The 19115-nt window shown below is 68.0% G+C and carries 17 protein-coding genes and 2 pseudogenes; 12 read left to right on the forward strand and 7 right to left on the reverse strand.

Annotation, left to right across the window (positions count from 1 at the left end):
* The first annotated feature begins 25 nt into the window (after positions 1–25).
* The 12 genes and pseudogenes from D2K64_RS19410 (at position 26) to D2K64_RS19455 (ending at position 11003) form a co-directional block, all read left to right on the forward strand.
* On the forward strand, positions 26–667 hold the full coding sequence (locus D2K64_RS19410) for an isochorismatase family protein (protein WP_120010040.1): 642 nt from the start codon (positions 26–28) through the stop codon (positions 665–667).
* Positions 667–900 carry a phosphopantetheine-binding protein gene (locus D2K64_RS19415; protein WP_120010041.1) on the forward strand — a complete coding sequence of 78 codons (234 nt, stop codon included), beginning with the start codon at positions 667–669 and terminating at the stop codon, positions 898–900. Before D2K64_RS19410 ends, D2K64_RS19415 begins: the two co-directional genes overlap by 1 nt.
* Positions 897–4775, forward strand: coding sequence for a non-ribosomal peptide synthetase (locus D2K64_RS19420; protein WP_120010042.1), 3879 nt, complete (start codon positions 897–899; stop codon positions 4773–4775). The genes D2K64_RS19415 and D2K64_RS19420 overlap by 4 nt, the downstream gene beginning before the upstream one ends.
* Complete coding sequence (locus D2K64_RS19425; protein WP_120010043.1) at positions 4775–5536, forward strand: 2,3-dihydro-2,3-dihydroxybenzoate dehydrogenase; 762 nt, start codon at positions 4775–4777, stop codon at positions 5534–5536. The genes D2K64_RS19420 and D2K64_RS19425 overlap by 1 nt, the downstream gene beginning before the upstream one ends.
* 169 nt (positions 5537–5705) lie before the next feature.
* Positions 5706–5876: a hypothetical protein gene (locus D2K64_RS25175; RefSeq protein WP_202910758.1), complete on the forward strand. Its 171-nt coding sequence runs from the start codon at positions 5706–5708 to the stop codon at positions 5874–5876.
* A gap of 54 nt (positions 5877–5930) precedes the next feature.
* Positions 5931–6209: pseudogene (locus D2K64_RS26260) on the forward strand (MFS transporter); the annotation flags it as partial.
* Between the two features lie 43 nt (positions 6210–6252).
* Entirely contained in the window at positions 6253–6588 is a 336-nt protein-coding gene (locus tag D2K64_RS25615; protein ID WP_238384306.1) for a hypothetical protein, read from the forward strand.
* Positions 6589–7188: 600 nt separating this feature from the next.
* On the forward strand, positions 7189–7524 hold the full coding sequence (locus D2K64_RS19435; RefSeq protein WP_120010044.1) for a DUF3649 domain-containing protein: 336 nt from the start codon (positions 7189–7191) through the stop codon (positions 7522–7524).
* Between the two features lie 20 nt (positions 7525–7544).
* Positions 7545–8594 (forward strand): annotated as a pseudogene (locus D2K64_RS26265) (PepSY-associated TM helix domain-containing protein); the annotation flags it as partial.
* Positions 8595–9168: 574 nt separating this feature from the next.
* Positions 9169–9438 carry a DUF3325 domain-containing protein gene (locus D2K64_RS26270; RefSeq protein ID WP_370765150.1) on the forward strand — a complete coding sequence of 90 codons (270 nt, stop codon included), beginning with the start codon at positions 9169–9171 and terminating at the stop codon, positions 9436–9438.
* 73 nt (positions 9439–9511) lie between these two features.
* Positions 9512–10252 (forward strand): alpha/beta hydrolase, encoded by a 741-nt coding sequence (locus tag D2K64_RS19450; RefSeq protein ID WP_157985957.1) that lies wholly within the window; start codon positions 9512–9514, stop codon positions 10250–10252.
* A gap of 88 nt (positions 10253–10340) precedes the next feature.
* The gene (locus D2K64_RS19455; RefSeq protein WP_120010047.1) at positions 10341–11003 is read left to right on the forward strand and encodes a DNA-3-methyladenine glycosylase; all 663 of its coding nucleotides are present in this window, start codon (positions 10341–10343) and stop codon (positions 11001–11003) included.
* A 220-nt stretch (positions 11004–11223) separates the two neighbouring features.
* Here the strand turns inward: D2K64_RS19455 and D2K64_RS19460 are convergent, their stop codons facing one another.
* The 7 genes from D2K64_RS19460 to D2K64_RS19490 all read right to left on the reverse strand — a co-directional run bounded on the left by D2K64_RS19460 (position 11224) and on the right by D2K64_RS19490 (position 18880).
* The gene (locus D2K64_RS19460) at positions 11224–11412 is read right to left on the reverse strand and encodes an SDR family oxidoreductase (RefSeq protein ID WP_120010048.1); all 189 of its coding nucleotides are present in this window, start codon (positions 11410–11412) and stop codon (positions 11224–11226) included.
* Between the two features lie 392 nt (positions 11413–11804).
* Positions 11805–13385, reverse strand: a complete 1581-nt coding sequence (locus D2K64_RS19465; protein WP_120010049.1) for an ABC transporter substrate-binding protein — start codon at positions 13383–13385, stop codon at positions 11805–11807.
* Positions 13382–14149 (reverse strand): SDR family NAD(P)-dependent oxidoreductase, encoded by a 768-nt coding sequence (locus tag D2K64_RS19470; RefSeq protein WP_238384307.1) that lies wholly within the window; start codon positions 14147–14149, stop codon positions 13382–13384. Before D2K64_RS19470 ends, D2K64_RS19465 begins: the two co-directional genes overlap by 4 nt.
* An 8-nt stretch (positions 14150–14157) precedes the next feature.
* Positions 14158–14991, reverse strand: a complete 834-nt coding sequence (locus tag D2K64_RS19475) for a polysaccharide deacetylase family protein (RefSeq protein WP_120010051.1) — start codon at positions 14989–14991, stop codon at positions 14158–14160.
* A gap of 35 nt (positions 14992–15026) precedes the next feature.
* Positions 15027–16628, reverse strand: a complete 1602-nt coding sequence (locus tag D2K64_RS19480) for an ABC transporter substrate-binding protein (RefSeq protein ID WP_238384308.1) — start codon at positions 16626–16628, stop codon at positions 15027–15029.
* A 97-nt stretch (positions 16629–16725) separates the two neighbouring features.
* Positions 16726–17487 (reverse strand): SDR family NAD(P)-dependent oxidoreductase, encoded by a 762-nt coding sequence (locus tag D2K64_RS19485; RefSeq protein ID WP_120010053.1) that lies wholly within the window; start codon positions 17485–17487, stop codon positions 16726–16728.
* Positions 17488–18079: 592 nt separating this feature from the next.
* The gene (locus tag D2K64_RS19490; RefSeq protein WP_120010054.1) at positions 18080–18880 is read right to left on the reverse strand and encodes a YsnF/AvaK domain-containing protein; all 801 of its coding nucleotides are present in this window, start codon (positions 18878–18880) and stop codon (positions 18080–18082) included.
* Between the last annotated feature and the right edge of the window lie 235 nt (positions 18881–19115).

Consider the following 19115-nt stretch of genomic DNA (forward strand, 5'->3'; position numbering starts at 1 on the left):
GCTATCCGCACAAGAGTTCGCCAGCATGATCGCCAAGGGCCTGCCCACCATTCCCTCCTATGCGCTGCCGGCCGCCACGGAACTGCCAGCACCCCGCGCCCCCTGGGTCGTGCAGCGCAACCGCGCGGCGCTGCTGGTGCACGACATGCAGCATTATTTCGTGCGGCCCTACGCCCGGGATGCCGAGCCCATGCGAACGGTGGTGCGCAACATCGCTGCCCTGCTGCGGCATGGGCGTTCGCAGGGCATTCCGGTGTTCTACACGGCGCAGCAGGGCAACCAGGACCGGCGCGACCGCGGCCTGCAGGCCGATCTCTGGGGACCTGGTATGTCAGCCGCGCCCGAGCACCAGCCGATCCTGGAAGAGCTGGCGCCCGCCAGCGGCGACCTTGTCCTGACGAAGCATCGCTACAGCGCCTTCCAGCGCAGCAACCTGGAAACGCTGATGCGGGTGCGTGGGCGGGACCAGCTGGTGGTCTGCGGCATCTACGCCCATATCGGCTGCGCGCTCACGGCGGCCGACGCCTTCATGCGCGACATCGAGCCCTTCTTCGCTGCCGACGCGGTGGCCGATTTCTCGCGGGCGAAGCACATGTCGGCGCTCGACTACGTCGCCGGAACCTGCGCGGTTCCGATGACAACCGCGCAGCTTCTGGCCGTCCTGTGATGCTGACGCGGGACCGCATGCGCACCGACATCGCGGCGATGATCCACGAGGCACCGGAGGACATCGGCGGAGACGACAACCTGATCGACCTCGGCCTGGATTCCATGCGGGCGATGAACCTGCTGGTGCAGTGGAACGAGGCCGGCCTCGGCCTCGATTTCTCCGAATTCGCCGAGCGGCTGACGCTGAACGCCTGGTGGGCCATCATCGATCGCAGCCAGTCCCGCGCATGAGCCCGCCGACCGCCCGTCCGGTTCCCCTGACGGAGGCGCAGGCGGGGCTCTGGTTCGCCCAGCAACTCGATCCCGCGAATCCGATTTTCAACACCGGCCAGTACATCGACCTCGCCGGCCCGCTGGATGTGGCGGCCTTTTCCCGCGCGGTGAATGGCGCCGTGTCGGAGGCGGATGCGCTGGCGCTGCGGATCGGGGACCATGGCGGCACCCCGGTGCAATGGGTGGAGGAGGCCCGCCGCCCCTGGTTGCAGGTCATCGATCTTTCCACCGAACCCGATCCGGAAGGGGCCGCACGGGCCGCCATGGCGGCGGACATGGCAAGGCCTCCGGACCCGGCGAGGCATGCCCTGGCGGCGCAGTGTCTTTATGTGCTCGGGCCCGTCCGCCATCTCTGGTACCAGCGCGCGCATCACCTGGCGCTGGACGCGTTCGGTACCGACCTGATGGTGCGGCGCGTGGCAAGCCTCTACGCCGCCGCGCTGGGTCGGGGCATCGCCGGCCCGCCGCTGGCCGGCTTCGACGTCGCCCTGGCGGAGGATGCCGCCTACCGCGACGGCGCGCAGAAGCAGAAGGATGCGGAATACTGGCGTCAGGCCATGGAAGGACTTGCCGAGGTTGCCGGCCTGGCTTCCGGCCGCGCCGTTACCGGCCGGCAGGCTCTGCGTCATTCCGTTCTGCTGCATGAGGATCTCGCCGCGGCGTTGCGCACGGCCGCCGCGGCGAACCGCCTGCCCTGGCCGGACCTAGTGGCAGCCCTCGTGGCGGCCTATGTGCGCCGCCACGCCGGCACGGCCGATGTCTCGATCGGCGTCGCCCTCATGGGGCGTCTCGGCAGCCCGGCGGCCCGCGTGGCCTGCACGCTGATGAACGTGGTGCCGTTCCGCCTCACGCCGGATGAGGACGCGCCGCTGGCGGGCTTTCTGGCCCAGGCCGCCGGAACCTTGCTGCGCGGCCGCCGCCATGGGCGATACCGTGGGGAACAGTTGCGGAGGGATCTCGGGCTGCTGGGGGCCGGACGCCGGCTTTACGGAGCTTTGGTGAACCTGCTGCCGTTCGACGGCCAGCCGATCCTCGCCGGGCTGCAGGCCACGCGGCACGTGCTCGGCACCGGTCCCGTGGACGACATTACCCTGACCTTTCGCGGCGATCCCGGCGCCGCCGGGCTGCGCCTGGAGATCGAGGCCAATCCCGGCCTCTACGAGGCCGCCGATCTCGCGGCGCATGCGAGCCGCCTGCCCTGCTTTATCCGCGCGGCGCTGGCGGCGGAGCGATTGTCCGTCGTTCCCACCGCCACGCCCACCGAGACGCGATGGCTGCTGAATGCATGGAATGCCACCAGCCACCCGATACCGGGAACGAGCCTGGCGACGCTGCTCGCCGCCCGGATGGCAGCCCGGCCGGAAGTCCCGGCGCTGGAGTTCAACGGCACGGTGCTGAGCTACGCGGCGCTGGATGCGCGCACCGCCGCGCTGGCCGCCGCGCTGCAGGCACGCGGCGCCCGGCGCGGCCGCATCGTCGCCGTGGCGCTGGAGCGATCCGTCGAACTGGTGGTGGCGTTGCTGGCTGTGATCCGCACGGGCGCCGCCTACCTGCCCCTCGACGCCACGCATCCGACGGCACGCATCCTGCGCATCCTGGAGGACGCCGCACCCGTGCTGGCGCTGGCGGAGGAACCGCTGCCGGGGGGCATCCCGGTGCTGGCACCGCGCGACTGGCCGCTGGAGGGCGGCGCCCCGCCGGACAGTCCGGCGCCGGACGATCTCGCCTATGTTCTCTATACTTCCGGCTCCACCGGCGCGCCCAAGGGCGTCGCCATCGAGCACCGTGCCATCGTCAACCGGCTGGAATGGATGCGGGAGCATTACGGCTTCGGGCCGGGGGACCGGATCCTGCAGAAAACGCCAGCGACCTTCGACGTGTCCGTATGGGAATTCTTTCTGGCCTTCCTGTGCGGCGGCACGCTGGTCGTGGCACCGCCCGGCGCCCACAAGGATCCGGCGGCGCTGGCGGCGCTGCTGCGCGGCGCCCGCGTCACCACGGCGCATTTCGTACCGTCCATGCTGGCCGCCTTCCTGGCGGAACCTGCCTCCGCCGGCCTGGCGCTGCGCCACGTCTTCTGCAGCGGCGAGGAGCTGACGGCGGATCTGCGGGACCGTTTTCATTCCCGGATCACGGCCGAGCTGCACAACCTTTACGGACCCACCGAGGCGGCGGTGGACGTCAGCGCTTGGCCGGCGGCGCGGGAGGACCGGAGCCGGCCTGTGCCGATCGGCCATCCCGTGTGGAACACGCAGCTTTACGTTCTGGATGAGGCACTGCGCCCGGTTCCGCCCGGTGTCACCGGCGAGCTCTACCTGGGCGGCGTGCAACTGGCGCGGGGCTATCTGGGGCAGCCGGAGCTGACGGCGCGCGCCTTTCTCCGCAGCCCGTTTCGCGCCGGGGAACGGATCTACCGCACCGGCGACCTGGCCCGCCGTCGGACCGATGGCGCGGTGGTGTTTCTCGGGCGGGCCGACCAGCAGGTGAAGATCCGCGGCCAGCGCATCGAGCTGGGCGAGGTGGAGACGGCGCTCGCCGGCTATGCCGGGCTGCGTCAGGCCCGGGTGATCCTCCGCGAGGACAGGCCGGGCGATCAGCGCCTCGTCGCCTATGTGGTTCCCGGCAAAGGCTTCGACGCGGCCGCACTGCGCGCGCATGCGGCGGCGCGCCTGCCGGACGCCATGCTGCCTTGCGCCTTTGTCACACTCGCGGCCCTGCCGGTGAATGGCAGCGGCAAGCTGGACCGCGCAGCGCTGCCGGAACCGAATCGGTCCGCCGCAACCGGACGTATTGCATCGGATGAAACGGAGCGCCGTGTCGCCGACCTGTTCTCGGAGGTGCTGGGGGTGGACGGCATCGGCGCCGAGGATGATTTCTTCGCCCTCGGTGGCCACTCGCTGCTGGCAGTTGAGTTGATGCTGCGGGTGCGGGAGATCTTTGGATGGGATCCGGGGCTCGGCACCCTGTTCGAGCATCCGTCGGTGGAGCGGCTCGCCGCGCTGCTGAAGGACAGTCCAGTCAGCGACAGCGGCCTGGGACCGATCGTGCGGCTGCAGCAGGGAGACGAGGAACTGGCGCCGCTCTTCGCCGTGCATCCGGCGGGCGGCATCTCCTGGTGCTATGGCGGCTTGGCACGGGCGCTGTCGCCTCGTCGCACCGTCTACGGCCTCCAGGCGCCAGCCCTGGCGGACGGCGTGGCCACGGCGGAAAGCCTGGATGCGCTGGCGGAAAATTATGCGCGGCGCATCGACGCGATCTGGCCGCACGGCGTTGTTCACCTGCTGGGCTGGTCGGTCGGGGGCATCATCGCCCACGCCATGGCGGTGCGGCTGCGGGCGCTCGGCCGGCGCGTCGGCGTGCTCGCCATGCTCGATTCCTATCCGAGCGAGGTCTGGCGGCAGCAGGAGGAGCCGGCGGACCACGCCCCCTACCGCGCGCTGCTGGCCATCGGCGGCCACGATCCGGAAAGACTGCGGGACACGGTGCCCTTGACGCGGGAAGCCGTGCTGGCCTTCCTGCGCGCGGAGAACAATCCGCTCGGGCAGCTTCTGGAATCGGCGCTGGACGGCGTGGTGCGGGTCGTGCGCGGCAACAATAGGCTGGTTCGCCGGCACGAGCACGAACGCTATGACGGCGTCATCACGCATTTCCATGCCGCCGCGCAGCATGCCACCAGCGCCATCTCGCCCGCCCTGTGGCACCCCTACGCGGCCGCGGTGGAGGTGGTGGATGTCGCCGCCCATCATGCGGAGCTGACGGGCGCCGCGGCAACAGCGCAGATCGCGCCATTCCTGGCCGCCCGCTTGGCGGCGTTCGACATGGAAGAGCATTGATGCGACCCAGCGGATTGCGCGGCAAGCTGGTCCTGGTGACGGGCGCGGCGGGAGGCATCGGGCAGGCGACGGTCCGGCTGCTGTCCGAGGAAGGCATGCGGGTGGTGGCCACCGACCTCGACATCGCCACCCTCCCTTCCCTGCCCGGCTTGCGGGCCGAGCGGCTGGACGTGACGGACAGCGCCGCGGTGGATGCGCTGGTTTCCCGGATCGAGGCCGAAAACGGGCCGATCGGCTGCGGCGTCAGCCTGGCCGGCGTGCTGGCAAACCATCCGGTGGCCGAGACGGGGGATGCCGAATGGCGCCGGACCTTCGCCGTCAACGCCGACGGCGTGTTTCACCTGGGCCGTGCCCTGGCACGGGTGATGGCGCCGCGCCGCTCGGGCTCCATCGTGGTGGTCAGTTCCAATGCGGCGGGCATTCCGCGCCACGCCATGGCGCCCTACGCCGCGTCCAAGGCGGCGGCCACCATGTTCACCCGCTGCCTGGGACTGGAACTCGCCCCCTACGGCATCCGCTGCAACATCGTCGCGCCCGGCTCCACCCTGACGCCGATGCAGACAGGCATGTGGGCGGATGCGGATGGCGCGGTGCACGTCGTCGCCGGCATTCCGGAGCAGTACAAGACCGGCATCCCGCTGCGGAAGCTGGCGACGCCGGAGGACATCGCCGACGCCGTCGCCTTTCTGCTCTCCGATCGCGCCGGCCACGTCACCATGGCCGATCTCTACGTCGATGGTGGCGCCACGCTGCGAGGCTGAGGCCAAGGTGAAATTCCCCGCGCGCGGCACCACCAGGAGATCCCGGCAATGAGTGTGCCCGCCCCCTCAACCTGCTGCCTCTCCTGGCGGATGTGATGGCCTGCAGCATGCCCATGATGGCCTTCGTCGCCCTGGCCGGCCCGGTGCTGCAGGTGCTCGGCCTTGCCCCATGGCAGTTCGGCCTACGATGATGGTATCCGGCGTGCTGTGGATGCTGATGGCGCGGCCCTGGGGCACTGCCAGCCACAGGCTCGGCCGCCGGCCGGTGCTGTTGACCGGCCTGGCCGGCTTCGCCTGCGCCTACCTGCTGTTCTCGGACCTCGTGCATCTGGCGCTGTGATGGCTGCCGCCGGCTTGGCTGGTGTTCTTGGGCCTGATGATCGGGCGAGGCGCGATGGGCACCTTCTACGCGGCCGTTCCATCCACCGGCGCGGCCCTGGTGGCGGACCACGTGCCGCCGGATCAGCGGATGGAGGCCATGGCCTTGCCGGGATCGGCAGGCGCGCTGGGACTGGTACTCGGGCCGGCCATCCCGGCGCTGCTGGCGCCGTGGGGCCTCAGCCTGCCGCTCTACGCCACGGCGTTGCTGCCGGTGCTGGCGCCGACGGCCGTCTGGCTTGGACTTCCGCGGCCGGTGCCCGCGGCACGCCGTCCCGCCACGACGCTGCGGTGGAATGAGCATCGCCTGCGACGCCCCATGGTGACGGCCTTTGGCCATGCTCTGCGTCGCCAACGCGCAGATGATGGTGGGCTTCTTCGTTTTGCAGCACCTGGAACTTCCCCCTGCCGAGGCGGCGCAGGCCGCCGGCGTCGCCCCGATCCTGGTAGGCGTGGCGTTGCTCGTGTCGCAGATGCTGGTGCGGCGCCTGGGCTGGCTTCCCTCGCGGTTGATTCGCATCGGCGGCACCGTGTCGGCATTCGGCTTCGTCGCGGTGTCCCTGGCTGCCAGCGTCCCCCGGTCTGTGGGCCGCCTGCTTCGTGGCGGCCTCCGGCATGGGATGCATCGTCCTGGCCTTCTCGGCCATGGCGGCCAATGCTGTCAGGCCGCATGAAAAGGGCACGGCCGCCGGCACCTTGGGCCCGGCGCAAGGCCTGGGCATGGTGGTCGGCTCGCTTCTCAGCGGCATGCTCTTCCATGCTGTCGCCGGCGTCCCCTGCCTTGTCTGTGCGGCCCTGCTGCTGCTCGTGGCGCTCTGACCCTTTCCGTCCGCGGTGCGCCAGCGTGATTGAGCGCTGAACCTTGGGCATCCGGCTCCGGCGGAATGATCCGGTGCGGAGCCGGGCCGGCCGCTGTCGCCGCGGGCCGCAGGTGCGAACGGCGTCCCTTGCAGGATGAGCCGTCCCGATCTACTGAGTCAATAATGCGAATGCATCTCAGTTTCAGATGATCTTGGATGCTTCCGGATGGTTCAGGGCAGCTTACAACACGGCGCATGAACCTTTCCGGATCCGTGCAGGGCTAGCCCAGTCGCGGTGTGCCGCGCCAGATCGTTTCCGCCCGGCTGCACAACACCGTGCCGGAGGGCGGCGCCGGGCCAACGTGACCAACCAGGCCGGCCCACGGCTTGAGAACAGCTGCTTTTCCCGCGGCCGCCGCTGCCGTTCTGGCTGCGCCGTCACCGACTTCATCCGGCACGGGATCTGATCCAACGATGCCTGGCATTCCCGCCAACTTCGGCGCCCTCCGCATCTGGTGCAGGCCGGGTGCCTTGGCGCGGCGGCGTGCCGGCATCCTGATGCGGCTGCTGGCCGGCATCGGCGGTGGCTACACGCTGGCGGCCTTGTTCACCATGACGCTGTCCATCGGGTTGCCTTTGCCGCGCTCGGAGGCGGTGCTGACCGCCACCATGGCGAGCTTCGCCATCTACGCGGCCGCAATTGTCTGGGCCTTCGCCGCCCCCGGCGTGCTGCGCGCCTGGGCGGGCTTGCCGGCCGTGGCTGTGGCACTGGCGCTGGCACTTGCCCTTCTGCAGGGACGTTCACCGTGAAGGATGGCTTTCGCCAATCCATGGCCTGGCTGCACACTTGGTCGGGGCTGCTGGTCGGATGGGTGCTGTTTGCCGTTTTTCTCACCGGCACCGCCGCTTACCTGCGGCCCGAGATTTCCTACTGGATGCGGCCGGAACTGTCGCTTTCCCGATCGGGACCAAGGAATGCAGAGGTGGCCATGGCCGCCATGCAAGCCCTGGCGCCAGACTCACCGAGTTGGTTCATCACGCTGCCGGATGGAAGGGAGACGACGACCCGCGTCTTCAGGCGTGACCCGGCCGCCGCCGGGCGACGCTTCCGCGACGCGGTCCTGGATGCCGATACCGGCCAACGTGTTGCAACGCGCGATACGGTGGGCGGTGAGTTCTTCTACCGCTTCCACTTCCAGCTTCACTACGTTGGTGTGCTGTGGGGACCCTGGATCATGAGTGTCTGCACCATGTTCATGCTGGTCGCCATCATCAGCGGCATCATCACGCACCGGCGCATCTTCGCCGATGTCTTCACCTTCCGCCCCGGCAAGGGCCAGCGTTCCTGGCTGGACGGGCACAACATCTGCGCCGTGCTGGCCCTGCCCTATCATCTCATGATCACCTATACGGGCCTGGTGCTGTTCATGCTGATGGTCAGGCCGTGGGGCATCGAACGTGTCTATCCCGGACAGCGCGCCGCCTTCAACACCGAGGCGTTCGGCAATGCGCCTCCTCGCCCACGCTCCGGCGTGCATCAGCCGCTGGTGAACATCGCTCCGCTGCTGGATGAAGCGCAGCGGCACTGGCCCGGCAGCAGGATCGGCCGCATCGTCGTGACCAACCCGGGCGATGCCAGGGCCACCATCCAGATCATCCGCCTCGCTTCCGAGCGCATCTCCTACAATCCGCAAAGCCTGGCCTTTGACGGCGTAACCGGCGCCCTGCTCCAGGGCAGCAACAGCATCCGCCCGGCGGCGGAGGTTCGAGGCGTGATGTACGGCCTGCACATCGGCCGCTTCGCCGGTCCGCTCCTGCGCACGCTGTTCGTGCTTTCCGGCCTGGCCGGCACGCTGATGGTGGCCACCGGCTGCCTGCTTTGGACGGTGAAGCAACGGCAGCAGGCGGCTCGTAGCGGACGCACCGGCTTCGGCACCCGCCTGGCCGAGCATCTGAACATCGCCGTGATCGCAGGTCTGCCGCTCTCGATGGCGGTCTTCTTCTGGGCGAGCCGGGCCTTGCCGCTCGACATGCCCCGGCGGGCGGAGTGGGAGGTGCACCTCTTCGTCATCGCCTGGAGTCTTTGCTTCCTGCATCCGCTGTTGCGCTCAAGGCAACGCGCCTGGGCGGATCAGTTCGCCATTGGAGGCGTGGCGTTCATGCTCCTGCCGGTCGCGAATGCGTTCCTCACCCAGCGCCACCTCCTGGCCACGATGCTCGGCGGCGATATCGTGCGGGCGGGGTTCGACCTGGGTCTGCTGGCCTGGGTCTGCTGGGTTGCGGCGCGGTGCTGGCGATGCTGTCCTGGAGAACAGGACGGCAACCCGCGCCCGCCCTTGCGAAGCAGAAACGCCAACGCGACGGCTCCGTGCGGCCTGCACGGGAAACGGCCGGCCTGCCTTGATCCCGGCCTTCGCCTTGACGTTCACCGGATTCACCGCTCTGTGTCTGAGCATGGAGCGGCACCAGGAACAGGTGCTCCACCGACGGAGCATCTCAACCTGCCGCCGAAGGGTTTTCCTCTGCGCCGGGTTCCTGTTGCTGGCCGCCGTCCTGTATCGCCTCGTCGGCATGGAGGGTTGGGGAAACGGGTTGCTGCTCTGGTTCGGCATCCTGAGCGTGGACGCCATGCTGATCGCGATGCTGCTATGCTACCGTCCCGCAGCCATCCCCAGGCTGGCCGCGGCACTGCTGATGTTGAGCATGAATCAAAGCTTTACTTGAGTTCCTGATGCCACCTTCCTCCGTCAAGCTGCCGAACACCGCGTGGTGGGACATGCCGGCCGGATCACATCCGATGCACTCGCATCGTATCTATCTCGCCTGGCCTGAGGAGCCGCCGCCGCCCGAGGGCTATCCGGTGCTCATGATCCTGGATGCCAATGCGGGCTTTGCCACGGCGGTGGATGCTTACCGCGCCTTAAGGTGGCGAACCACCTCGGCTCGCCCCCTCCCGGCCCTTATCCTGGGCCTCGGCCATCCGGGGGACGCTGCCTACGACCCGCCGGCCCGCATGCGCGACTACGCGCCGCCTTCCGGCATTCCTGGAGATCATCCCGGCGGAGGTGCTTTCCTTCGCTTCATCGAGAGGGCGCTGCTGCCCGAGCTGGCTCGCCGCTATCCCGTGGATCCGGGGAGGCTGGCGCTGTTCGGCCACTCGCTGGGCGGCCTTTTCGCGTTGCACGCATTGTTCAGCCGCCCAGGCCTGTTCCACCGTCTCGTCGCCGCCAGCCCATCCTTGTGGTGGGGTGAGGGCAGGATGATCGAGGCGGCCCGCCATTTCACCGCAAATCCGCCGGCCGCGGCCATCGACACCCGGCTGCTGGTGACGGTCGGGGGGTTGGAAGAGTGCGGCGATGGTCCGCGCGGAGCGCTACGCGCCGGGCGGCGGATGATCAGCAACGCCCGGGCCCTGGCGGCCTCGCTTCGGGACGCGGGACTTGCTTCTGAATTCGTGGAATTTCCGAATGAGGACCATGGTTCGGTCCGGTTGCACGCTTTGATCCGCTCGCTCAGCTTCACCCTTTCGCCAGCATGAGAACATGCGGCAGGTATGGAGTGCGTCGCTGCCCGGCTCGCCATCCGCCAGAGATTCGGCGCAGCATCGTGTCGCTCGGGTCAGGGACATGGATCAACTGCTTGGTGCCCGCTCGGGTTCGCTTGGATCGGGAGGTAAGATAGGCTTGACTGGTATTTCTCGTGCCTTCTTCGCCCGCCCCGTATTCAGTGTGGCCCGGGATCTGATCGGCACCACCCTGTTGGTGGACGGCGCCGGCGGCTTGATCGTTGAAACGGAAGCTTACGATCATGAAGACCCGGCGTCGCACAGCTATGGCGGACGGACAGCGCGCAACGCTTCGATGTTCGGCCCGCCAGGCCATGCGTATGTGTATCGGTCCTACGGCCTGCATTGGTGCCTGAATTTCGTCTGTGGCACCGAGCCGCGCGGCAGCGCGGTCCTGGTCCGGGCATTGCAGCCCCTGGCAGGTATCGAACTGATGCAGCGGCGACGCGGCGTCACGGCGTTGAAGCTGCTTTGCAGTGGCCCAGGGCGACTGAGCCAGGCGCTGGGCATCACAGGAGCATTGGACGGTCATCCCCTGCGCGAACCACCCTTCTCGATCCTTGCCGCGCAAGAGGAGGTGCCGGTGATCAGCGGGCCACGGATCGGCATTTCCCGGGGAAGCGAGACGCCCTGGCGCTTCGGCCTCCATGGCTCCGCCTTTCTCAGCCGCCGCTTTCCTGCGCTGCCAGGAGGCGATGCCGCCGCGATCCCGAAGGGTACGTGACGATCGCCTCACGATCCGAATGCCGCCGTTCGGATGCGGTGTCCGGCACGGCGATGTCAGCTCCAGCACAGCCGACCGTGATCGGCGACGAGGAGCGCCAGCCTCACCAATGCGGCAGCGCAACTCTTACCCTGGGTGTCAGGTGGCCGCAGCCGCGGTCCTGACGGCTGCGGCCTGGCAGATCGCGTGACGATCCACCGAGTGGTCCGGTTCTCGGCTCTCAGATCCCGAGGCCAATGGCGATGTTCAGGGTCTCGCCCGTGATGTAGCCCGCGAGAGGTCCGACGAGGAAACAGACGGTTTCCGGGACGTCTTCAAGAGGCGCGATACCGCGGATTGGGTGCATGCCCAGGATGGCGTCGCGGTTCGGCAACTCGCCGGCGACATCCGAGGCCATGTCCGTGGGCACGATGCCGCCTGCACGACGTTTGTTTGCCGCGGTGCCGGGTCATCGCTGGCCGGGCGATCCCGCATGGCGTGCCGGGGTGCTGCGCGATGGGGCAGAACCCTATGGCCACCGACGGCAGGAGATTGTCTTCATCGGCCTCGACATGGACGAGGCTCCCTGCGTCAGACGCCCGAGGCCTGCCTGCCGACGGATGGCGAACAGCGGGCGGAACGGACACCTGGACCAGCCTACCGGACCCGTTCCAGACGTGGAGTTGAGGCGTGACCCCCAGGCGGGCAAGCGGCCCGGCCTCACGGATTTTCGGGCCTGGGATGTCGGCACCCTGGCCCGGTGACGCTCGGGAAGCCGCCAAGCCAGGAGGCGCTTGGCGATCCGCAGCCTCCACGGCCGGCTCAACCTGCCTTGCGAAGGTTCCAGAACACCGGAAAGCCCGGCAGGATGCCCTCCAGCCCCGCGCGATAGGCTGCCGCCTGGAGAAATTGCCCGGCCGGGACATAGGGAACATCTTGGAAGGCCTGCGCCTGCAGTCGCTCTGCAACGTGTTGCTGCGCCTCCAGTCCCGGCGCCGCGAACCATTCACCGACCAGCGCCTCGATCTGCGGCAGGTCTGGCCAGCCGGCCATGGCGTCGGGGCCATTGCCGCGCAGCGCCGCATGCAGCGCAGGGTTGGCGAGGTCGATACCGGTCATGGCCGTCATGTAGCAGCTCCAACCACCCTTCCCCACCGGCTCCCGGCTGGAACGGCGCGCCGTCAGCGTGCCCCAGTCGGATAGCTGGTAATCGACATTCATGCCGCATCGGCGCAGCATGTCTGCTGCTACCTCGCTGAGGCCCTGAATGAAGGCGGGGTCGGTCGCCCCCAGCAGCACCACTGTTTCTCCCTTGTAGCCAGCTTCCCCCAACGCGCGCTTCACCGCGTCAAAGTCGGGTGTGGACGGAAAGGCCTCCATGCCTTTGGCGCTCGCCATCGGCATGCCGGGCGTGAAGAACCCGACGGGAGCATGCCACATGGCGCGGTCTTCGCCCGCCACGGCCATCATGTAATCCGCCTGGTTAAAGGCGCCGAGCAGGGCGCGGCGAATCGCCGGATTGTTGAAGGGTGGGTGCAGGTGGTTCAGCCGCATGAAACACATCATGCCCGCCTGATCCTGCACCGCGACCTTGACGCCGCGTGCCCCGCGCAACAGCGGGATCATGTCGTTGGCGGTAAATTCCAGCCAGTCCTGCTCGCCCGAGCGCAACGCTCCGACGGCGGTGGAGGGCTCGGGGATCACCGTCCATTCCACGCGGTCCACATGCACCACCTTGGGACCCGCCGTGCCCGAGGCTGTGCCGGAGGGGCGCGGCACATAGTCGCGGAACCGCTCATAGGCGACGCGAGCGCCGGAGATGCGCTCGTCGGGCAGGAACCGGAACGGGCCGGAGCCGACCATCTCCGTGACTTGCGTGAAGGGGTCCGTTTCGGCCAGCCGCTCCGGCATCATCACCGGCAGCAGCGGCGGCAACTTGCCGAGTGCCTCCGGCAGCAGCGGAAAGGGCCGCCTCAGGCGAAACCGGATGGTTTTGTCATCCGGCGCCGACAGTTCCTCCGTGGCGGCCAGCAGCGCCTGGCCGAACGGATCGCGCCGGCCCCAGCGGCGAATGCTCGCCACGCAGTCGCGCGCCAGCACCCGCTCCCCATCATGCCATTTCAGTCCGTCGCGCAGCATGAGGCGCCAGAGCAGCCCATCCTGCTCGGTGACATGGCCTTCCACCATCTGTGGTGCGGTGCGGTATTCGCTGTCCTGGCCATAAAGCATGTCGAAGACCATGTAGCCATGGTTCCGCGTCGCATAGGCCTGGGCGAAGATCGGATCGAGGATGCTGAGATCCGTCTGGGGAATGAAGCGCAGCACCTGATTCTGCTGTGCGAGGCCGAGCGCGGGCGCCGCCAGTGTGGCGGTGCCGGTGGCCAGGAACGTGCGGCGCTTCATGGATGAAATCCTTCAGGCGCGGGCGAAGCGCGGGATGTGAGCCAGCCGCCATCCACCACCAGCACCTGACCCGTCACAAAGGACGCGTCATCGGACGCCAGGAAGGCGACCGCCGAAGCGATCTCCTCCGGCCTGCCGCTGCGGCGCAGCGGTGTTGGCGCCAGCATGTTGGCGATGTAACGGGGATTTGTCAGGTGATTGGCGGTCATCGCCGTCTCGATCACGCCAGGGGCGACAGCATTGACCAGGATACCTTCGGGCCCCAGGTCGCAGGCCAATTGCCGCGTGAGCTGTGCCACTCCGGCCTTGGCCGCGGCATAGGCGGCCGTTCCCGGATAGCCCACCAATCCGAAGATCGACGAGATATTCACGATGCGACCGCCGGGGCGCGTCAGATGCGGCAGGCAATCCCGCGTCACGCGCAGCACCGCCTTGAGATTGGTGTCCACGAACCGGTCGATGAGGTCGTCATCCGATTCGGCCAGGGTCCTGCTGCCGCCGATTCCCGCATTGTTGACCAGCACATCGATCCGCCCGAAGGCTTTGAGCGCCGCCGCGGCGAGCCTCTCTCCCGCGCCTTTCTCATTGACATCCAGCACCAGCGCGGCGCCGGCGATCTCTCGCGCCGTGGCGGCGACACCCGTCGACCGGTCGGCGACCAGGACCTGCGCACCTTCGCTGGCGAGGCGGCGGGCCGTGGCGGCGCCGATGCCGCCCGCCGCTCCCGTCACGATGACAGCGCGGCCGGCGAAACGGCCTGGCACCGCCGCGTTCAAGGCGTCTGCCTCGCGCGGAACTCCTGCTCCACCTGTTCCAGCGTCAGGAACTCCGCGCCCATGCGCGCGAGGCCGTCGATCAGCTTCTCCATCATCATCATGCGATGCCCGCGCCCGCTGACATAGGGATGGAAGGTGTACACCATCGCGCCCCATTCGCTGGTCCGGCACATGTACTCGAAATCGGCCAGCCAGTTCTCCAGCACGGCGTTGGCATTGGCGAGACCCGGCATCACACCGGCCTTGGTGCGGAAGAACTCGAAATGTGGGTGGTCGTCCAGCGACCAGCTGATCGGGATCTCGACGAGATCCGTGGTTTCCCCGAAGACGAGCGGCGCGTCCGCCGCCACCTTGTCGCCGCGCCGTGCGAAATAGGGCTCGCAATCATGGCCCATCATGCTGCTGTCGTAGCGGCAGCCATGCTCGACCAGAAGGTCGATCGTGCGATCGCTGAGATCCCAGGCGGGCGAACGGTAGCCTGCCGGCTTCCGCCCCGTCAGGCGTTCGATTGACGCCACGGCGCGGGCGAACTCCTCGGCCTCCACCTCGGCGGGGAGTTCGGCCGGTGGCACGTGGCTCCAGCCGTGATGGCCGACCTCATGCCCCTCCTCCACCACGCGGGCACAGGCCTCCGGATAGGTCTCGATGACCACGCCGGGGATGTACCAGCTCGCCTTGATGTCATGGCTGCCGAGCAGATCGAGAATGCGCGCGGCGCCGACGATTCCGAACTCCCCGCGCGAGACCGGTGTCGGCGTGGTCAGCCCGCGCGAGGCGAAGCCGGACCAAGTGTCGAAATCATAAGACAGGCAGGCGATGTGGCGGGGCAAGGTGGATGTCCTTTTCTGTCGCGTGTCGGGCGGATTCAGCCCCGGCGGATGTTCCACATCACGGGCAGCCCGAAATCGATGACGCCCTGAAGTTCGCTGCGCCAGACGGCAGGGCTGGAGAATTGCCCGGTCAGCGGGAAGTTCACATTGGCCAGGGCACGGCGGTTCATCGCGGCGGCCAGCTCGCGCCGCCGGGCAAGGTTCTCCTCCGGCTCGGCCTCAAATTCCAGCAGCATCGGCGTCAACTCGGCATCGTTGTAGAGCCAGGGCGCCGTGCCAGCACCGTTGTAGCTGATGCCAACATTCACCAGCGGATCGGCCAGGTCGAAACCGGTGTAGACCACGGGAACGGCGCTCCACCCGCCGCGCTCCACCGGCTCCTTGCTCAGCCAGCGCTGGGCGGCGGTGGCCCAGTCCATCGCCTGCTGGTCCACATTGAGGCCGAGCTTGCGCATCTGATCCACCACGACCATGGCCATCGGATTGATCAGCGGCGAGCTTTGCGGGTGCAGGAACACCACGCGCTCGTTGTTGTATCCGGATTGCTTCAGCATGGCGCGGGCGCGCTCCAGATCCACCTGGCGCAGGGCCTCGCCCCCGGCTTCGGAGGCGAGCGGCGTGCCGCACAACGTCATGGACTGGCAGAGCGGCAGAAACATCCCCTCTGGCAGGCCATGCGCGGCGACGATCTCGCCCTGGTTCAGCGCCATCTGCAATGCCTGCCGCACCCTGAGATTGTTGAAGGGTGGCTGGGCGTGATTCAAGGCGAGTCCGCCCATCAGCTGCGCCATGCCATTGGGCTTGGCCAAGGTCACGCGCTTGTCGCGCTGCAGGATCGGCAGATAGTCGAATGGCGCGTATTCCAGGTAATCAACCTCGCCTGCCTGCAATGCCGCCGCGCGCGTCGAGGCGTCATCGATCGTGATCATCTCGGCGTGCTCGATGAAGACGCGCTTGCCGCCTGCCAGGCCATCGGCCGGCTCCTCCCGCGGGAGGTAGCGCGGATTGCGGCGGAAGCTCGCCCTCTCGCCCGGCACCCAATTGTCCTGCCGGAAGGTAAAAGGACCGGAGCCCATGATCTCCTTCACCGGCTGGCTGGGCGGCGTGGTGGTGGCGATGCGGGCCGGCATCATGAACGGCGTGTGCACGCTGGGCTTGCCGAGCGCGCTGATCACGCCGCCGAAGGGCCTTGCCAGTTCCAGCACGAAGCTGCCGGCGGAAACCGGCCGTAGTTCGCGCGCGGCGGCCATCAGGCGGCGGCCGGTGGAATCCCGCGCCCCCCAGCGCCTCAACGAGGCCACGCAATCCTCCGCTGTCACCTTCCGGCCATCGTGCCATTCAAGACCGGGACGCAGAGTGAAGCGGTAGGTCAGACGATCCTCGCTGATCTGCCAGCCCTGCAGCATCTGCGGCCGCATGGCGCCGCTGCCATCCATGGCGACCAGCGTGTCGAAGACCATGTAGGCGAAGTTGCGCGTGACGAAGGAGGTCCCGGCGATCGGGTCCAGAACCTGCAATCCGGCATTGACAACCAGTCGTAGAGGCCGGTCCGCCGCCGGGGCTCGCGCCGTTCTCCAGGGCATGCCGCCCGTGGCCGCCAACGCCGTGGCCAGGATCGTGCGGCGCGGCCAGTTCATCCTTCGCATTCCTTGCATCCTCACCCCCGAGACCGTCCGTGCCGCCTCCGGCCGCTTGATTCGTCTTGCCGGCGGGCAACACCCGGCGACACGCGCCTCAGGCCAGGCGTCCGCCATCCACCGGCAGGCAGACCCCGGTCAAGAAACTCGCCTTGTCGCTCAACAGGAAAAGTGCGGCATCGGCCACCTCCTCCGGCCGGCCGAAGCGCCGTAGCGGGTAGCGCGCCTGAAAGGCCTCGACCCGTGCCGCCCGTGCCGACGCATCACCTGCGGCATCGAAGGTCGCGGCCAGCATCGGCGTTTCGATGGAGCCAGGGCAGAGACAATTGACGCGGATTCCCTCCGGCCCATGCGCCAGGGCAAGGCTGCGGCTGAACATCACTACAGCGCCCTTGGTCGCAGAATAAGCTTGCAGCTGTGCCGAGCCGGTGAGGCCGGCGGCGGAGGCCAGGGTGACGATGGCTCCGCCGCCCGCCTGACGCATCTGCGGTACGAAGCATTTCGTGGCCAGCCAGGTGCCCTTCACATTGACGGCGAAGACGCGATCCCAATCCGCTTCCGGAGCGTCGACTGCGGGCATGGTCGGGCCCAGCATGCCCGCCGCTGTCACCAGCATCGTGGCGGGGCCGAGCTGCCGCAGTCCCTGCGCCGCCGCCCACTCCATCCGCGCCGCATCCGAAACATCAGCAGCAGCCGCCACGGCACCGGTGCAGCGCGCGGCAACCTCGCGAAGCGCCGCTTCGTCCCGGTCAATGAGCAGCAGTTTGGCGCCCGCCGCGGCGAGCGCCATGGCGATGGCGCGGCCCAGCCCGGAGGCAGCACCCGTCACCACGCCGATCCGCCCCTGAAAACCTTTCATCGCGCAATCCTCGTCGGCGGCGATCGATCCGGCCGGACACGCTTTCCTAGACGCCGCATCGTTAAGCGACGCGAGCCAATCGCCATGGAATCCTATCGAGGGTTTTCGCGGCATGTCAACGGCCCAGCAGACAACCCAGGTTCGGCGGCACCAGCGCTGAGCTGTCCGCCCTGCAGGATGGACGGGAGCATCGGGCATCACATCGTGCACCTGCTGCGGGCGCGGCGCCCTACTACAACGCACGAGGCCGGGGCTTGGTGCCGGGCCAACAAGCTCTGTGCCGCGTCTTCGGCTTGCTGCGCATGATTTCAAGCTGGCAGGCTGTGCCGCTCCGCTGCTGCACGAATTGCCCAGAACGGTGCGGCTGGGTCCATCACCGGAATAGCCACCCAAGGTGGATGGCAATCTGTTTCCGGTGATGTGGTTTCCGATGGCCCTTGTTGATCTTCAACAGGTTGCTCTCCGCTCAACGGCGGTAGCATGTCGCCATCAGAGGTGAGCGCGGCAGACAACAAGTTCGGACCACCCGTGCGACCATTACGACTCTACAAGGCGCTCTGGTTCAGCGATACGCACGAGACTGATGATCTTGTCAGGTCCGGTCCGGCGTCCTGGAGGCGATGGTTCCCGTGGTATCCTCCACCTCGATTTCGGTGTGGCGCACCGAATCCTGAACCGTCGCCGACCTTTCGGTGATGGCCTTCTCGACCACCACTTCGGCGGTCACGCGCGCCTCCTTCACGACCACGGCCTCCTGCGCCGTTTCCGTGGCCTCCACCGTGCGTTCGCGAAACGCCGCGTCGACCATGTCAACAGGGCGGTCGACCTGCCGGCGCTGCACCTCGACATGCTCCTCCCGGAGCGCGACCTGCTCCTGAACAGGAGTTTTCACGACGTAGGAGCGCAAGCGCAGGCGGCCACGCTCGATGTTGCGTTTGCCGATGCTGACGTGCTCCTCCACCAACGGAATGGCATCCTGCATTTCGGTCTTGTTCCGGGATGACACGGGGCGGGAAGTGTTGACGCCTGTTTCGCCGCCCTCGTTGCTGCTCCAGCCGGAACGCCGCCACTCAGCCTCCTGCGCGTCCAGATCAACCGCACCCTGCGCCTCCAGGATGTCCATAACCCGATCATGCCGATCCTGGTCAACGATGACGGACACCACCGTGCCGCCGCGGCGGATCCCTTCAGCGTAGGTGCGACGGTCCTCGTCTGGCACGAACAGATCCCTGAGCGAGGCCAGGAACCCGCCGCCACCTCCGCCGGAAGCAGCGGCGCCGCGGGCGTAAATACCGATCCGCTCGCGACTGACGCCGGCGGATTCGATCAGGTGATCGACCGCTGCCTTGGCCGAAGCGGCGTCGACAAACAGGGCCGTGATGGTATGGAGCATTGGTAGGTTCCTTGTGCTTGCCCGGAAGGTGGATGCCTCAGGCTGACGTCTCGCAACCGTTGCCACATCAACCAGCCGCGGTTCATCGACGAACCGGCGAGCAATGCAGGGATCGCTTCACGGGGCGGGGCCACTCGCCCCGCCCCTGCCTTACTCAACCCTTATTGGGGTTTGTTCCGCTGATGTTGGTGCCCAGTGTTTGGTCGGCGGTGCGGCTGGCGACGGTGCCGGGCGG

The organism is Teichococcus vastitatis (assembly GCF_003604215.1).
Lineage (GTDB): Bacteria > Pseudomonadota > Alphaproteobacteria > Acetobacterales > Acetobacteraceae > Pseudoroseomonas > Pseudoroseomonas vastitatis.

Bases quoted from the DNA above. Each gene is read 5' to 3' on its own strand.
- D2K64_RS25175 (WP_202910758.1), top strand. From the start codon at position 5,706: ATGGCAGTTCGGCCTACGATGATGGTATCCGGCGTGCTGTGGATGCTG.
- D2K64_RS19485 (WP_120010053.1), bottom strand. From the start codon at position 17,487: ATGAAAGGTTTTCAGGGGCGGATCGGCGTGGTGACGGGTGCTGCCTCC.
- D2K64_RS19450 (WP_157985957.1), top strand. From the start codon at position 9,512: ATGCACTCGCATCGTATCTATCTCGCCTGGCCTGAGGAGCCGCCGCCG.
- D2K64_RS19455 (WP_120010047.1), top strand. From the start codon at position 10,341: ATGGATCAACTGCTTGGTGCCCGCTCGGGTTCGCTTGGATCGGGAGGT.
- D2K64_RS19420 (WP_120010042.1), top strand. From the start codon at position 897: ATGAGCCCGCCGACCGCCCGTCCGGTTCCCCTGACGGAGGCGCAGGCG.
- D2K64_RS19425 (WP_120010043.1), top strand. From the start codon at position 4,775: ATGCGACCCAGCGGATTGCGCGGCAAGCTGGTCCTGGTGACGGGCGCG.
- D2K64_RS19410 (WP_120010040.1), top strand. From the start codon at position 26: ATGATCGCCAAGGGCCTGCCCACCATTCCCTCCTATGCGCTGCCGGCC.
- D2K64_RS19435 (WP_120010044.1), top strand. From the start codon at position 7,189: ATGCCTGGCATTCCCGCCAACTTCGGCGCCCTCCGCATCTGGTGCAGG.
- D2K64_RS26270 (WP_370765150.1), top strand. From the start codon at position 9,169: ATGGAGCGGCACCAGGAACAGGTGCTCCACCGACGGAGCATCTCAACC.
- D2K64_RS25615 (WP_238384306.1), top strand. From the start codon at position 6,253: ATGCTCTGCGTCGCCAACGCGCAGATGATGGTGGGCTTCTTCGTTTTG.
- D2K64_RS19480 (WP_238384308.1), bottom strand. From the start codon at position 16,628: ATGAACTGGCCGCGCCGCACGATCCTGGCCACGGCGTTGGCGGCCACG.
- D2K64_RS19490 (WP_120010054.1), bottom strand. From the start codon at position 18,880: ATGCTCCATACCATCACGGCCCTGTTTGTCGACGCCGCTTCGGCCAAG.
- D2K64_RS19415 (WP_120010041.1), top strand. From the start codon at position 667: ATGCTGACGCGGGACCGCATGCGCACCGACATCGCGGCGATGATCCAC.
- D2K64_RS19465 (WP_120010049.1), bottom strand. From the start codon at position 13,385: ATGAAGCGCCGCACGTTCCTGGCCACCGGCACCGCCACACTGGCGGCG.